At 60.0% G+C, this 15,094-nt stretch carries 12 protein-coding genes and 1 pseudogene; 8 read left to right on the top strand and 5 right to left on the bottom strand.

What is annotated here, in order from left to right; genetic code table 11:
- Window positions 1–337: 337 nt before the first annotated feature.
- Window positions 338–925 (bottom strand): rhodanese-like domain-containing protein, encoded by a 588-nt coding sequence (locus HTT03_RS09125; protein WP_174859539.1) that lies wholly within the window; start codon window positions 923–925, stop codon window positions 338–340.
- Between the two features lie 180 nt (window positions 926–1,105).
- Here HTT03_RS09125 and HTT03_RS09120 point away from each other — a divergent pair, with 180 nt between their 5' ends.
- From HTT03_RS09120 to HTT03_RS09095, 6 genes are all read left to right on the top strand, one after another.
- Window positions 1,106–1,984, top strand: a complete 879-nt coding sequence (locus tag HTT03_RS09120) for an STAS domain-containing protein (protein ID WP_246253409.1) — start codon at window positions 1,106–1,108, stop codon at window positions 1,982–1,984.
- Between the two features lies 1 nt (window position 1,985).
- Window positions 1,986–2,339 (top strand): STAS domain-containing protein, encoded by a 354-nt coding sequence (locus HTT03_RS09115; protein ID WP_174859538.1) that lies wholly within the window; start codon window positions 1,986–1,988, stop codon window positions 2,337–2,339.
- Window positions 2,311–2,751: an ATP-binding protein gene (locus HTT03_RS09110; RefSeq protein WP_174859537.1), complete on the top strand. Its 441-nt coding sequence runs from the start codon at window positions 2,311–2,313 to the stop codon at window positions 2,749–2,751. The genes HTT03_RS09115 and HTT03_RS09110 overlap by 29 nt, the downstream gene beginning before the upstream one ends.
- Window positions 2,748–3,764 (top strand): ATP-binding protein, encoded by a 1,017-nt coding sequence (locus HTT03_RS09105; protein ID WP_174859536.1) that lies wholly within the window; start codon window positions 2,748–2,750, stop codon window positions 3,762–3,764. Before HTT03_RS09110 ends, HTT03_RS09105 begins: the two co-directional genes overlap by 4 nt.
- Entirely contained in the window at window positions 3,761–4,897 is a 1,137-nt protein-coding gene (locus tag HTT03_RS09100) for a sensor histidine kinase (protein WP_174859535.1), read from the top strand. The genes HTT03_RS09105 and HTT03_RS09100 overlap by 4 nt, the downstream gene beginning before the upstream one ends.
- A 166-nt stretch (window positions 4,898–5,063) precedes the next feature.
- On the top strand, window positions 5,064–6,503 hold the full coding sequence (locus HTT03_RS09095; protein ID WP_174859534.1) for an aldehyde dehydrogenase family protein: 1,440 nt from the start codon (window positions 5,064–5,066) through the stop codon (window positions 6,501–6,503).
- 82 nt (window positions 6,504–6,585) lie between these two features.
- On the opposite strand, the gene HTT03_RS09090 is transcribed toward HTT03_RS09095, so the two are convergent.
- Window positions 6,586–7,494, bottom strand: coding sequence for a LysR family transcriptional regulator (locus tag HTT03_RS09090; RefSeq protein ID WP_174859533.1), 909 nt, complete (start codon window positions 7,492–7,494; stop codon window positions 6,586–6,588).
- A 99-nt stretch (window positions 7,495–7,593) separates the two neighbouring features.
- Between HTT03_RS09090 and HTT03_RS09085 the strand changes: the two genes are divergently transcribed.
- Window positions 7,594–8,826, top strand: coding sequence for a urate hydroxylase PuuD (locus HTT03_RS09085; RefSeq protein WP_174859532.1), 1,233 nt, complete (start codon window positions 7,594–7,596; stop codon window positions 8,824–8,826).
- Between the two features lie 106 nt (window positions 8,827–8,932).
- On the opposite strand, the gene HTT03_RS09080 is transcribed toward HTT03_RS09085, so the two are convergent.
- Window positions 8,933–11,122 (bottom strand): NADP-dependent isocitrate dehydrogenase, encoded by a 2,190-nt coding sequence (locus HTT03_RS09080; protein ID WP_174859531.1) that lies wholly within the window; start codon window positions 11,120–11,122, stop codon window positions 8,933–8,935.
- Window positions 11,123–11,452: 330 nt separating this feature from the next.
- Between HTT03_RS09080 and HTT03_RS09075 the strand changes: the two genes are divergently transcribed.
- Window positions 11,453–13,270, top strand: coding sequence for a cation:proton antiporter (locus tag HTT03_RS09075; RefSeq protein WP_174859530.1), 1,818 nt, complete (start codon window positions 11,453–11,455; stop codon window positions 13,268–13,270).
- Window positions 13,271–13,691: 421 nt separating this feature from the next.
- On the opposite strand, the gene HTT03_RS09070 is transcribed toward HTT03_RS09075, so the two are convergent.
- Together HTT03_RS09070 and HTT03_RS09065 are read right to left on the bottom strand one after the other, a co-directional pair.
- Window positions 13,692–14,480 (bottom strand): SH3 domain-containing protein, encoded by a 789-nt coding sequence (locus HTT03_RS09070; RefSeq protein ID WP_174859529.1) that lies wholly within the window; start codon window positions 14,478–14,480, stop codon window positions 13,692–13,694.
- Window positions 14,477–15,094 (bottom strand): annotated as a pseudogene (locus HTT03_RS09065) (hypothetical protein); the annotation flags it as partial. The gene HTT03_RS09070 and the pseudogene HTT03_RS09065, both read right to left, overlap by 4 nt.

Genomic DNA, 15,094 nt, shown 5'->3' with positions numbered 1-15,094 from the left:
CTCTCAACCATGATGTGCGCTCGAGAAGTCGTAGCCAGCCTCACCAAATCGCCTACCCGGGGGGCGGGCAGGCGATGGCCCGGCGCCTGCGGCTTGATTCCGGGCTGGCGTGGTATCCTCACCCTCTGGCACTAAAGCCAGCGTCTACACGCAGGTTGGCGATCTAGCGGAACACTAACTATTTTATGGTGCAACCGTGATGAGCACCTGCCAACCAGCATCCAACCTCACCAAATCGTCTATCCGTCGCACCAGAGGTGCGTATATATAACGGCACGTCTATAGCGTAGCGGACGGCCCGGCACCTGCGGCTTGATTCCGGACTGACGTGGTATCCCTACCCTCCCGTCACCGTCAGGCCCAGCATCCGCCAAACTTGCATCCCGCCGCGATAATAGGAAATCTTCTCAGCCGGGAAGCCCGCCGAGATCATATTGCGGATCGCGGTGGGCGACTGGCCGCACCAGATGCCGTTGCAAAACAACGCCACCGACTTCGCTTCCGTACAGTCCCAGCCGTCAAAATCCGCCTCGCAGCCCAGTTTGCCCAACTCATCCACCACATAGCTATAGGGGATATTGACCGCACCGGGGATGGTGCCGCCTTGGAACCAATCGCTGGTGCGGCTGTCCACAACCACCGCTTCCGGGTCTTTGAGCATCTCGATCAGTTCCAACTCACCAATGGTGCGGACCCCTTCGGCCGCGGCGAAGGGCTGGATGCAAAAATCGGGACAGGGACGCGAGGTTTTGGCCCAGTCGCCCATCAACTTGTTGTCAGTGTCCTGAATACGTTTGATCTCGGCCTCGCCCTCGGCGGTCGGCACGGTCACGCTGGGCATATCCTTGGTGATCCCCACGGTAACATCGGCCCAAGCCGCCCCGCCCGCACAGAGCAGACCAAGTGCATATGCAAATCTTTTCATCTCAACCTCCTGATCGGTATATCTTTGTCAGCAGCTTAGCCTATGCGCCCCGTCTGGCCAGAGCGATACCGCAGAACTTTCCCGCATAGATGGCATATTGCCGCTGATCAATTTGGCTGTTCCCCTTGACACTGCCTGCTGCGATTGGCCTATGAGGTTAAGAAATTAACTCTGGGGTGCATGATGCCGCAATCTGCTACGGCCAACATACTGACTGTCCTTGATACCGATTTTAAAGGAATTATTGAGGAATGGCTTGGGACACAGGTCAAGGAAGGCGTCAAACGGTCCGACCTCTTCTCGGATGCTGAAAGCCGGAACCAGAACCGTGAACTGCTCAAAGCCTTTTCCAAGGGCATTCGTGAAGGCGTCGCCGGTGAAGATTTCGATCTTGATGATGACAAATGGGACGATCTGCGCGCCGTTCTGGCGGATGTCAGCCGCGAGCGGGTGAACCGGGGCGTTACGCCCACGGAGATGGCGACCTTTGTTCTGGCACTCAAAACCCCGCTGTTCAAACGGCTCGAAGCGCTGGCTGACTCCGACCACAGTATGCTGCTGCGCGATGTCATGTTGGTTACCCGTCTGGTCGATGCTTTCGCGATCTATACCAACGAGATCTTCATCAATGAGCGCGAGCAGATCATAGACCGCCAGCGCCAAGAAATGCTGGAACTCTCGACCCCGGTGGTCGAGCTTTGGGACCGTGTCCTTACCCTGCCCCTGATCGGCACGCTCGATTCCGCCCGTGCGCAAGAGGTTATGGAAAACCTGCTGCAAACCATTCTGGAGCGGCAGGCCGAAGTGGTCATTATGGACATCACCGGCGTTGGCACCGTGGACACGCAGGTCGCGCAACACCTGTTGCGGGCGGCAGCGGCTGTGCGTCTGATGGGCGCGGAATGTATCATCAGCGGCATCAGCCCGATGATTGCGCAAACCATGGTGCAGCTTGGCATTGATGTCGGCACGGTTTCCACCCGCTCCAGCATCCGCACCGCCCTGTCAGACGCATTGCTGACCGTGGGCTATGTGATCAAGAAGACCGAGGCGCAATAAGGTGGCCGGTGTCACGTCGATTAATCTCGTCGAACATGCGCTTCTTGTCTCGATCCAAGATGACATCACGGACACCGAGATTCTGGAGCTTCAGGACCGGCTGTCCAATAAAATCGCGCAGAACCGTATCGACGGGGTGATCCTCGACATCTCCGCGCTGGAGATCGTGGACACGTTCGTCGGACGGGTCATTGCTCAGCTTGCCGGCATCTCCAAACTGCTGGCGGCAGAGACCTATGTCGTTGGCATGCGGCCCACGGTGGCTGTCACGTTGGTTGAGCTTGGCATGTATCTTCCCGAAATACGCACCGCCCTTAGCCTGACCCATGCCCTTGCCCAGCTACGCGAAATTTGATGAAAGCGACCTTGGCGCGCAGGTTCTGCTGTCTCAGCACAGGCTGAAGACCAGCGGTGACGCTGTGACCGCACGCCAAGCGGTGGCCCGCTATATGAAAGAAAACGGCGCTTCGGCGCTGAGCGTGACGCGTTTTGCCACCGCGGTGAGCGAAATCGTCAGAAATGCCATCAACCATGCTGGCGGGGGCGAGTTTTCCATCTATGTCGACCGCAGGCGCAAAACGCTGACGGTGGTTTGCTGGGACAATGGGCCGGGGATTGCGGATGTCGATCTGGCGCTGAGCGACGGTTATACGTCAGGCGGCGGTCTGGGCCGGGGTCTGGGCGGCGCGAAACGTCTAGCGGGCCGGTTTGAAATTCGCACTGCCGTAAATGCGGGGACCAGTGTGCTGATGAGTGTGAACCTATGAAACAATGGATCGACGTTCAGGACCAAAGCGCCGTTGCCGTCGTGCGCCGCTTCGCGCAACGTTTGGCCACGCGCCACGACTGGCCAAAGCTGCGCGTCGATGAACTGGCCATTGTCGCCACTGAGGCCACAACGAATATCCTGCGCTACGCAGGCAAAGGCCGCGTTTTGATCGATGCCCTGCCTGAGCCGGAAGGTGACCAGATCGTCATGGTCTTTACCGACCGGGGGCCGGGCATCTCGGATTTGGACAATATGTTTCAAGACGGGGTGAGCAGCGGCGATTCTGCGGGGCTCGGTCTTGGCGCGATCAAGCGGCTGTCGAATACATTCGATATTTTTACCGGGCCAGAGATCGGCACCACCATCGTTTGTAGCTTCACCAAAGGCACGGCTGCGCAGACCTATGGGGTGGATGCCATCGGCCTGCGGGTCTGCCACCCGAATGAGCGGGTCTGTGGCGACCATTTCCTGCTGCGCCAGACGCCGAAAGCCACCGATGTGCTGATCTGCGACGGGCTGGGCCATGGGCCAGAGGCCGATGCAGCCGGGCAAGAGGTGGTGCAGACCGTGCTGCACAGCCGCGCCAGCAACAGCGAGCCGGGCGCAGTCATGGGCGAGGTCACGGAGAAATTGGTCGGCAAACGTGGCGCGGTGGCGGCGCTGGCGCATATCGAACAAGCGCCGTCGCAGATGACCCTGCGCTATGCGGCGCTTGGCAATATCGCCACCCTTCGGGTGCGCGGGGGCGAGATTAAGCGCCTGCCGGTGCGCGACGGGCGCATTGGCGCACGCAGCACACGCGGCTATGAGGAAAGCTTTCATCTGGAGCCGGGCGATCTGTTGATCCTGCACAGTGACGGTCTGCGCACGCTGCGCGACGGGTTTCTGCCCCAAGGTCTGCTGCATAAATCGCCCCTGTTGATCGCAGGCTTTTTATTGGACCGCGCCTTTCGCGGACGCGACGATGCATCGATTGTTGTGCTCAGAATCGCGCGGGAGGCAGTGCGATGAAACCGACCCATCTGACATCTGTGAACCTTGAAAAAGGCGGGGATATTGCGACCCTGCGGCAGATCGCGCTGACCTTGACCACGGCGATGGGCTTTGCCTCCTTCGAGCGCACACGGACGGTGACCGCCGCCGTCGAACTGGCGCGCAATGCGATTGAACACGGTCAAAAAGGGCGTGCGCGTTTCTCTTTGACCGAGGTGGATGGCAAGCTGGCTTTGGGGCTGACGGTGATCGATCAGGGCCGTGGCATCGAGAAAGAAAAGCTCGACCCCACGCGTGACATCGTTTCGACCAGTGGCATGGGGCTGGGCCTGCGCGGCGTGCAGCGAATCGCGGCGCGTTTTGATGTGGACACTGGCCCAGAGGGCACCCGCGTTCACGCCGAGTTTTTGCTGCCCGACTGTCAGTCCGACGCGGCAGAGATCAAGGCTAAGGCACAACAAGCACTCGACAGCTATAGCGCCAAAGACCCCACAGCCGCGCTCACCGAACAAAACCGAGAGCTAAGCGAAAGCATTGCCGACCGTGATCTGCTCATGCAGGAATTGCATCACCGCACCGGCAACAATCTGGCACTGATCGTGGCCCTAATCCGGATGAGCAAGTCCCAAGCTAAAGCCGAAGAGACCCGGCAGGTGTTGCGGGAGTTGGAAACGCGGGTGGGGTCCCTGTCCAAGGCGCATGAACTGATGCAACGCTCAACCGCCACCACCGACCTCGACCTTGCCGATATGCTCGACGAAGTCGCCAAGAATGCCGAACGGGCCTTTACCGGCGGCGATCAGACTGTTGGGATCAAACTCAACTGCCCGCCCCTGCTGCTCGACAACAAACTGGCCGTGGATATTGGGCTGATCGTCGGTGAACTCATCACAAACGCCTACAAACACGCCTTTGTCGGGCGCGAGCGGGGGCTGATTACGATTGCGGTCAAACGCGAGGACGACGATGGCCTGACGCTGCGGGTCTTTGATGACGGTGTTGGCCTGCCCGAAGACGCGCCCCGGCCTGAACGGTCAAATTCGCTGGGCTGGCGGATGATCCGCACGCTAACCTTTCAACACGAAGCGACGCTCTCGGTGCGAAGTGACGATGGCCTGTCCGTCGATATCCGCTTCCCCCCCATGACCTGAGCCGACCCGCGCGACGCCCGCTGTGTGACCTATGGTCGCAATCTTTTGATCAAAATCCGCGGAGTGAACTTTTCCCTTGTAGAAATATGTCCTAAGCCTAGCGTGAGCCGGGAATTAACGGACAAGAACAAGGCCCCAGCGGCCCTAGACAGCAACGGAGACAAGCATGATCGAAAAACGTGATTTCTACATCGATGGCAAATGGGTCGCACCGCAAGATGGCCGCGAATATCAGGTCATCAACCCCTCCACCGAAGAGCCTTGCACTGTCATTTCGCTGGGCGGTCAGGCCGATGTTGATGCCGCTGTTGCAGCGGCCAAGGCGGCCCTGCCCGGTTGGATCGCCACCCCTCCGGAAGAGCGCATCGCGCTGATGGAGAAACTTGTCGAGATCTACAAGAACCGTGCCGAAGAGATGGCCCAGGCGATCAGCACCGAGATGGGCGCACCGATTGATCTGGCACGCTCCGCCCAGTGGGGCGCGGGCTATAGCCATATGAAAAACTTCATCAAAGCGGCCAAAGACTTCAAGTTTATCAAACCCTTGGGCGATCACGCACCGAATGACCGGATCATCTACGAAGCCGTGGGCGTGGTGGCGATGATCACGCCGTGGAACTGGCCGATGAACCAAGTGACGCTCAAGGTTGGCGCGGCTGTGGCTGCCGGTTGCACCATGATCCTCAAACCCTCTGAGGAAAGCCCGCTGAGCGCGGTTCTCTTTGCCGAGATGATGGATGAGGCCGGCTTCCCCGCTGGTGTGTTCAACCTCGTCAACGGCGACGGTCAAGGTGTGGGTACAGCGCTGACCGGCCATGAGGACGTGGATATGGTGAGCTTCACCGGCTCCACCCGCGCGGGCATCGCGATTTCTAAAAACGCCGCAGATACGCTTAAGAAAGTGCATCTTGAACTGGGCGGCAAAGGCGCGAACCTTGTGTTTGCCGATGCCGATGACAAGGCGGTGAAACGCGGTGTTCAGCATATGATGAACAACTCTGGCCAAAGCTGTAATGCCCCAAGCCGGATGATCGTCGAAGCCAGCGCCTATGACCAAGCGGTCGAGACCGCCGCCGAAGTGGCTGGCAAAATCGCCGTTGGTCCTGCCAACGAAGAAGGCAACCATATCGGGCCAGTGGTCAACGAAAGCCAGTGGGGCAAGATCCAAGACCTGATCCAAAAAGGCATCGACGAAGGCGCGCGGCTCGTTGCGGGTGGCACCGGGCGTCCGGAACATCTGAACCGTGGGTTCTATGTCAAACCAACCGTCTTTGCTGATGTGACCCCCGACATGACCATCGCCCGCGAAGAGATCTTTGGCCCTGTTCTGTCGATCATGAAGTTCGAGAGCGAAGAACAGGCGGTCGAAATGGCCAATGACACGGTCTACGGGCTGACCAACTACGTCCAGTCCCAAGACGGCGCACGCCGCAACCGTCTGGCAAAACAACTGCGCTCCGGCATGGTTGAGATGAATGGCGAAAGCCGTGGCGCTGGCGCACCTTTTGGGGGGATGAAGCGCTCGGGCAATGGCCGCGAAGGCGGCGTATGGGGGATCGAGGACTTCTGCGAAGTCAAAGCGGTTTCCGGCTGGTCGAACGACTGATTGCCGCAGAACGCTGTCGCTTAAGACAGGGGGGCGGGGCTGTGATGGCCCTGCCCTTTTTCTTTGTTTCTAGGTCTTCGCCCTATTCCGCGCTGACGATATCCGCGATCTTTTCAATGATATATTCCATGAACAGCCGCGTCTTGGGATCTTGCCCTTTGCGGTGGGTAAAGAGACAGGCCATCTGAATGGGCTCTGGCGGCGTATCCTCGCAAACCGGGACAAGACGGCCCGCGTGCAGGTGATCGGTCACCTCGAACACGGGTTTCAGCGCGATGCCCTGCCCGCTGAGCGCCCAATCGGTCAGCACGTCGCCATCGTCTGATTCAAAGCGCCCGGTGACGCGGAACCGCTGCGGCCCCTCAGCGGTCATCAGACGCCACTGGAACTCTCGCGCGCCGGGGAAGCGCAGGTTCAGACATTCATGGTTATCAGAAAGCAGCGTGGCCCCGTCTTTTGGATGCCCGCGCCGGGCGATGTAGTCCGGCGCGGCACAGAGCACACGGCGCACGTCGGCGATTTTGCGGATGCGCAGATTGCTGTCTTCGGGATTGCCCAGAAAGAAGGCGAGGTCGAGCCCCTCCGTCGTCAGGTCCACTTTGCGATCGGTGAGCCTGAGGCGCAGCTTAACCTCTGGGTAGCGCTCAAGAAACCCCGGCACCTGCGGCGCGATCAGGCGTCTGCCGACCCCTAAAGGGGCCGCGATATAGAGCGCGCCTTTGGGGTTGTCGGTCATCTGGGTGACCTGCGCTTCGGCGTTCTCTACGGCCTCAAGCACTTCGCAGGCCGCGCCGTAGAAGGTCTTGCCCTGATCGGTCGGCGCAAGGCTGCGGGTGGTGCGTTGGAACAGGCGCACGCCGAGGTGGTCCTCCAGCTGAGAAATACGCGAGGAGGTGACCGCAGGCGAAATGCGCAGATCGCGCCCGGCGGCGGACATGCTGCCAAGCTCATAGACGCGGACAAAGGTGCGGATGTTGTTGAGGTAAGACATTATTCTGATTTATTTGATGCTGCTGGGCCTTGAGCAGGCATAGCGATATAATGTCCCGCTGCCTAGACTACGCGCAGATGAGATTCTGGAGGAACCCAAATGTACGACTTAGCCATCCTATGGGACTGGATCGCATTTTCGGTCCGGTGGCTGCATGTCATCACCGCGATGGCGTGGATCGGGGCGAGTTTCTATTTCATCGCGCTGGATTTGATGCTCAAGCCCAATGACGCCCTGCCCCAGGGGGCGTCTGGCGAAGAATGGGAAGTGCATGGCGGCGGTTTCTACCACACCGTCAAATACATGGTGGCCCCGGCGCGGATGCCGGAGCATCTGACCTGGCACAAGTGGCAGAGCTATTCGACGTGGCTCTCGGGCGCCGCGCTGCTGATGATCATCTATTGGGTTGGCGGGGAGTTGTTCCTGCTTGATCCGACCAAGGCTGATCTGGCGCTTTGGCAGGGGATTTTGATCTCTGGCGGCTCGCTCACCATCGGTTGGCTGCTTTATGATGCGATGTGCAAATCCAAGCTGGCCGACACCCCGACCCTGTTGATGCTGCTGCTCTTTGTCGTCCTCGTGATCATGTCTTGGGGCTATAACCAGATTTTCACAGGTCGCGCCGCGCTGCTGCATCTGGGAGCCTTTACCGCCACGATCATGACCGGGAATGTGTTTTTCCAGATCATGCCCAACCAGCGGATCGTGGTCGCTGACCTCAAGGCCGGGCGCACGCCGGATGCGAAATATGGCAAGATCGCCAAGGTGCGCTCGACCCACAACAACTACCTAACGCTGCCGGTCGTGTTCTTGATGCTGTCGAACCACTATCCGCTGGCCTTTGGCACGCAGTACGCTTGGATCATCGCCAGCCTGATTTTCCTCACCGGGGTCACGATCCGGCATTATTTCAACACGATGCACAAGACCGGCAAAGGCCCGCATTGGACGTGGGCGGTGACGGTGTTGCTCATGGTGCTGATCGCGTGGCTGTCGACCCTGCGCAATGGTGAAACGTGGGAGGAGGCCGAGGCGCGGGCGCTTACGCCTTATGAGGAGCGCTTTGCCTCGGTGGAGAGTTTTGATGCGGCCTATGATGCGGTGATCGGCAATTGTTCGATGTGCCACGCGCGCGAGCCGGTGTGGGAGGGGCTTCGCTGGGCGCCCAAGGGGGTGCATCTGGACACCCCCGGCGATGTGGCGCGTCAGGCCAGCGCGATTTACCTACAGGCGGGGGTGAGCCATGCGATGCCGCCGCCAAATGCGATCCAGATGGACGCGCAGGCGCGTCAGGCGATTGTGGCTTGGGTGCGTGAGGTGCGGACGCAGTAGATCGACGCTGTGCGTGTAACACCGCTGATTTGTCTTAATATATCCGCTGTTTGACGTCCCGCCGCGCCCCCAATTGAGGGCGCGACAGGGTTTTGTATGAGCCGCTTTAGCCGATGATGCCGTTCAGCGTCTTCGACGGGCGCATCACGTCGGCAGTTTTGCCTGCGTCGGTGTGGTAGTAGCCACCCAGATCAACCGCTTGGCCCTGTGCTGCTGCAAGCTCGGACAGGATGTCGGCCTCTTTCTCTGCCAATTCTTTCGCGATGGGGGCGAACTCCGCGGCGAGGTCTGCGTCTTCGCTCTGTGCCGCCACGGCTTCGGCCCAGTAGCGGGCGAACCAGTAGTGGCTGTCGCGGTTGTCAGGCTCACCAACCTTGCGCGAGGGGGAGCGGCCATTGTCGAGGATGCCCTGCGTCGCGGCTTCCACCGCGTTGCCCAGCACCCGCGCCTTGGCGTTGTCGCGGGCATCGGCGAGGAACTTCAGGCTCTCACCAAGCGCACAGAACTCGCCCAAGCTGTCCCACCGCAGGTGGTTTTCCTCAACCAACTGCTGCACGTGTTTGGGCGCCGAGCCGCCTGCCCCGGTCTCAAACAACCCACCGCCGTTCATCAGCTTCACGATCGACAGCATCTTGGCAGAGGTCGCCAGTTCCAAAATTGGGAAGAGATCGGTCAGGTAATCGCGCAGCACGTTGCCGGTGATGGCGATGGTGTTCTCGCCCTTGTTGATGGTCTCAAGCGAGGCGCGGGTGGCTTCGCGGGGGGCCATGATCTCGAACTTGTCGGCCACGCCTTGCGCTTCCAAGATCGGTTTAACGTAGGAGATCAACTCCGCGTCATGGGCACGGTTTTCGTCGAGCCAGAAGATCGCGCGGCAGCCTTCGGCTTTCTGACGCGAAATGGCGAGGTTCACCCAGTCCTCGATCGGCGCCTTGCGGGCCGAGGAAGAACGCCAGATGTCACCGGCCTCAACCTTGTGCTGGTGCAGCACAGTGCCGTCGTCGAGGATCATCTTGACGGTGCCAGCTTCGGCCAGTTCAAAGGTGGTGGGGTGCGAGCCGTATTCCTCGGCCTTTTGCGCCATCAGGCCGATGTTCTGCACCGTGCCAGCGGTCGCCGGGTCCAGCTTGCCGTTCTCTTTGAAGAAGTTAATCGCCTCGTCATAGACCGGCGCATAGGAGTTGTCGGGGATCACGCAGTTGGCGTCATGCTCTTTGCCGTCCGGGCCCCAGCCCTTGCCGCCAGCGCGAATGAGCGCGGGCATGGAGGCGTCGATGATCACGTCCGACGACACATGCAGGTTGGTGATGCCCTTGTCGGAATCGACCATATACATCGGCGGGCGCTCGTTCATGCAGGCGTCGATATCGGCCATGATCTCATCATTGCCCTTCACCCGCTCCAGCAGATCGCCAAGGCCGGAATTGGGGTTTACGCCCAGTTCCTTCAGCTTGTCGCCATGCTTTTCAAACACCGGCGCGAGATAGGCTTTGACCGCGTGGCCAAAGAGGATCGGGTCAGAGACCTTCATCATCGTGGCTTTGAGGTGCAACGAAAAGAGGATGCCATCTTCCTTGGTCTTTTCGATCTGGGTGTTGAGGAAGTCTTTCAACGCCGCGGCGCTCATGAAAGTCGCGTCGACCACGGTGCCTTCGGGATACTCCAGACCCTCTTTCAGCACCTTCTCCCCATCCGCGGTCTCAAGCACGATCTTCGCGCCGGTGGCTTTGTCGAGCGTGGCGGAGACTTCGTTGGAGAAAAAATCATTGCCGGACATGGAGGAGACATGCGTCTTGCTGTCCGACGCCCAATCGCCCATGCGGTGCGGGTTGGACTGGGCAAAGCTTTTCACGGCCTTGGCCGCGCGGCGGTCGGAGTTGCCTTCGCGCAGAACCGGGTTCACGGCGGAGCCTTTGATGCCATCATACTTGGCGCGCACGGCTTTTTCTTCGTCGGTGGCGGGCTCTTCGGGGTAGTCGGGCAGCGCATAGCCTTGGGCCTGAAGCTCTTTGATCGCGGCAACCAGCTGCGGCACGGAAGCGGAGATGTTGGGCAGCTTGATGACGTTCGCCTCGGGTGTCTTCACCAGACGGCCCAGTTCGGCCAGATCGTCGGACTGGCGCTGCGCCTCGCTCAGATGCTCGGGGAAGGTCGCGAGGATACGGCCCGCAAGGCTGATGTCCTTGGTGCCAACGCTGACACCAGCGGCTTTGGCGAATTTCTGAATGATCGGCAACAGCGACGCAGAGGCCAACTCCGGTGCTTCGTCAACTTTTGTATAGATGATATCGGACATGATATGCTCCCTAATGCTGCATTTGCGCCCCTGATAACCGAAGCGATGGGGAAGGTCGACGGTATACCTTCGTATGCGGTGGGATGGCGTGTCGATTATTTGAAATAAGCGGTATGTCTACCCCTACCCCGGTCTATGCGCGGCCTATGACCCAAAGTCAGACTAGGTTTTGCCAGGAAAATAGCCTGAATTGATTGAACGAAACCGCGGCACCGCTACTTGACCCCAACCAGATTTTTACAAGCACCGCCGCAGGACCTGTCCTGTAAAGACTGGCGGGAAATTGCTGAGCGCGCTAGCCTTGGCCCAGAGACATATCGTGAGGACTATATGGCGACAGCGGAAACAGCAGGCTTGGCCCCGGTCCTTGCATTTGCTCTCGTAGGCGGGCTTGGGGTCGGCAGCCAGTGGCTGGCGTGGCGCTTGCGGATGCCCTCTATCGTGCTGATGCTGCTGGCCGGGCTGATCGTTGGCCCGGTCTTGGGTATTCTCAACCCCGCTACGCAGTTTGGCGATATGCTGGGGCCGATCATCTCCATCGCCGTGGCAATTATCCTGTTCGAAGGCGGGTTGACCCTGAACTTCCACAGCCTGCGGGACGCGGCGACGGGTGTGAAACGGCTCGTTGTGCTCGGCGCGCCCCTGGGTTGGCTCGCGTCTGCGCTGACACTGCATTATGTCGCGGGGCTCAGCTGGGCCACTTCGGCGGTGTTCGGCGGCATTATGATCGTGACCGGACCCACGGTAATCGCACCCCTGCTGCGTCAGGCCAAATTGCAAAAACGCCCCGCCGCGCTGTTGCAATGGGAGGCAATCGTCAACGATCCCGTCGGCGCCTTAGCCGCCGTTCTCGCGTTTCAGGTTGTGATGGTGCTTGAGACCTCCAGTTCAGCCGGGGCCGCAGCGCAGGATCTGGCGGTTGGTATTGCCGTCTCTACCCTACTGGGCCTTGCTGGGGGCTGGGCCATCGCGAGGGCGTTTCGTCTGGCCTATGTGCCTGAATTTATGAAGGTTCCGGTACTTTTCGTGGTGTTGCTCGGGGTATTTGCCCTATCGGATTATGTGCTGCACGAATCCGGGCTGCTGGCGGTGACGATCATGGGCATCTGGATCGCTAATGCCCAACTGCCCAGCTATGTCGAATTGCGCCGTTTCAAAGAACACGCGACGGTCCTTCTGGTCTCTGGCGTCTTTATCCTTTTGGCTGCCAACATGAGTTGGGCGGCATTGGCCTCGCTGAACCTGACCGCGCTGCTTTTCGTGTTGGCCGTGGTTTTGATCGCACGGCCTTTGCCCGTCTTTGCAGCGCTGGCATTCTCCGACGTGCCGTGGCGCGAACGGGTTTTGGTGGCTTTCACCGGGCCACGCGGTGTGGTGTTGGTCGCTGTTGCGGGGCTGTTTGGCGAGCGGTTGGTCCAGATCGGGATTGCGGATGCGGACCGGATTGCGCCACTGGCCTTTGCCCTCGTTGCTGCGACTGTTGTGCTGCACGGGTTTACGTTAACCCCGATGGCGCGTTTGCTTGGGCTGACAGCCTCCGCCGCGCCGGGGGTGATTATCCTTGGCGGTTCGCCTTGGTCCGTGGCACTGGCCGAAGCGCTTGAAAAGATGGAGTTAAAGGTGATCATCGCGGATCCTAACCATGCCCATCTGCGCAGCGCACGGGATGCTGGAATCCACACGTTTTTTGGCGATATTCTGTCCAAGGCCGCCGAAGAACGGCTTGATCTGGTCGCCTATGAAAAGCTGATCTCCGCCACGGATAACGACGCCTATAACACGCTGGTGGCCACCGATCTGGCGCCGGAGTTTGGCCGTGAGAATGTCTTTCAACTCCAACGCGTGCGCGAGTCCAGTTCGCGCCACGCGCTGCCCGCAACGCTTGGGGGTCAGGTGATTGGCGGCGGGAAGACCTATTTTGAATCCAACGCGCTGATCGCGCAGGGGTGGGAATTCCGGGTGACCAGCCTGTCAGAGGAATTTACGCTTGAGCAATGGTTGGAAAAGCACCCAGAAGCGATCCTGATCGCTGAGCTTGAAGGCAATGGCAATCTGCGTTTTCTGGGGCCTGAGAAGGAGCCAAAGAACCAGACCGATGGTGAGATCTTGTCGCTTCTGCCCGGCAAACCGGGGCGCAATGGCAATTGAAGCGGCTGGGCGGGACAGTGAAGGACGATCCCAACAGCACAAGCCTGCGCTGGACGGTCACCCCACCTCCGAAGGCGTCCATCCAACTGCCAATCGGGCGCGGCGTTACCGCATTGAAATGAAAGATACGAGTGGCCCCGCCCCTTGCCAGAGTTCCGGTCCAGCCAGAAGTTGCTGAGCGTGTGATCTGCATCCGCATCCCCTGCCCCGCGACTGTAATCCGGTCGCACCCCTCATAGGTGACATCGACGGTCCCTTCGCGGCGATTGCGGGGATCCAAATACACCATGCCGTCAACTGAAAGGGTCACATTACCGGGCTGAGCGCTGTAACGGCCCTGACAAGGCAAGGGGTCAGCAGCTGCACTGCTCACGGTCACGCAACAGGCCGCCGAGGCCCGAAAGGGTTTGCGTGAGATACCTCATTGCGGAAAGCTCCAACCGTCATGCTCAACGCGGAAGATGCGGACGGGTGCGCCGGATTGGGCGGTATCGCTGCGCAGGCGAAAGACAGCGCGGTCGGCCTGACCGAAATTAATGAAATCCACATTGATCGTGATCATCCCGCGCAGCATGGGCTGGTCTGGATCGGCGGCGATCCTTGTGATGCGGCCTTGGAAATCTTGTGCATCATAAAGAACATCCGCACCGTGGCCTGCGAGGTTGGGCGTAATACCAGAAAAGAAGAACTGTGTGGCTTGGATCGGGTTAAACGGGTTCTGTGCAGCCCCGCTCTGCCCTTCAAACGCAGCGTAGAGGTCACCCACCAGCCGAGCTGCCGCGTCGATCATCGCATCTCCGCTTTGATGCACCGGAATTTCGCTGCGCTCGACCGTCGTGCGGTCTGTCGGCAGGTCCACATCCCCCATCAAAAAGCGCTGCGCGACCCAGCCAGCTTTCGCAAAATCGCCCGTGCGCATCAGGCACCAGCGCTGCGGCAGGGCGTTGCGCTGCGCCTCGGTTAGCTTGTGGTAGATTGAGGGGATCAGCAATGGCACGCAAGTGACTTGCTGCAAGCCGCGGGCATTAGGGGGCAGACTGTCGATCACCAGATAGCGGGTCCCCGGCCCCATGCGCATGTTCAGCACATCGTCCGCCGCGACCCCGGTGACGCGCCAAGCGTCTGGACCGTGGCCGTCGATCTCTGCCCGCAGCGGCGCGGCGAGCGTGGCACAGGCGATGGCCGCCCAGAGAATAAGACCCCGCATCATTTCACCTCCACCACTGTACGGCCCAGCAACGTCTGTTCCGAGATATCGAGGAAACGCAGCTCATAAAGCCCCGGCTCTTCGGGCATGGTCAGGGTGAGCGATTTATCCTCCGCGATCTTCTGCGCGGTGATCCAGGCGAACTCCGGCTGATCCTTTCGCGCAAGCGCTATGCGTTGGTCCGCCCCGCTGCCACCGCCTGTCCACGAGACAGTGATGGAGGCGCCGGGGGCCGCAGTCTCAGGCGCTGAAAGCCCCGCGCCCGCATCCATCGGCGCGTCTGCAGGGACGACCTCAAGCGGGACGCTGGCAAGCGTGCGCAATCCTTCGTTCAGGATGTAGCGGATTTCATAGAGCCCCGGTTCCGACGGTGCTTTCAGGCTGCCTTGGGTCCGGTCGTTTGCGCGGAAATACTGACCGGTTTCACCCTCCTTCGCCCCCATTGGGAGCAAAGCGATCATATCACGCGGATGAATGGTTGAGGACCATGAAACCTCCACCTCAGTCTCAGCACGCGTTGTGCCGGGGGCAGAGATGCCGATCTCAGCTTCCACCACCTCAATGGGTGACGTGGCGAGGGTCTTGGCCCCTTCGTTGAGAATATAGCGCAACTCATA

Origin of the sequence: Sulfitobacter maritimus (assembly GCF_013346665.1) — a bacterium.
Classification (GTDB): domain Bacteria; phylum Pseudomonadota; class Alphaproteobacteria; order Rhodobacterales; family Rhodobacteraceae; genus Sulfitobacter; species Sulfitobacter maritimus.
The sequence above is the reverse complement of the archived record's forward strand: the minus strand, read 5'-3'. Positions and strand labels throughout refer to the sequence as shown.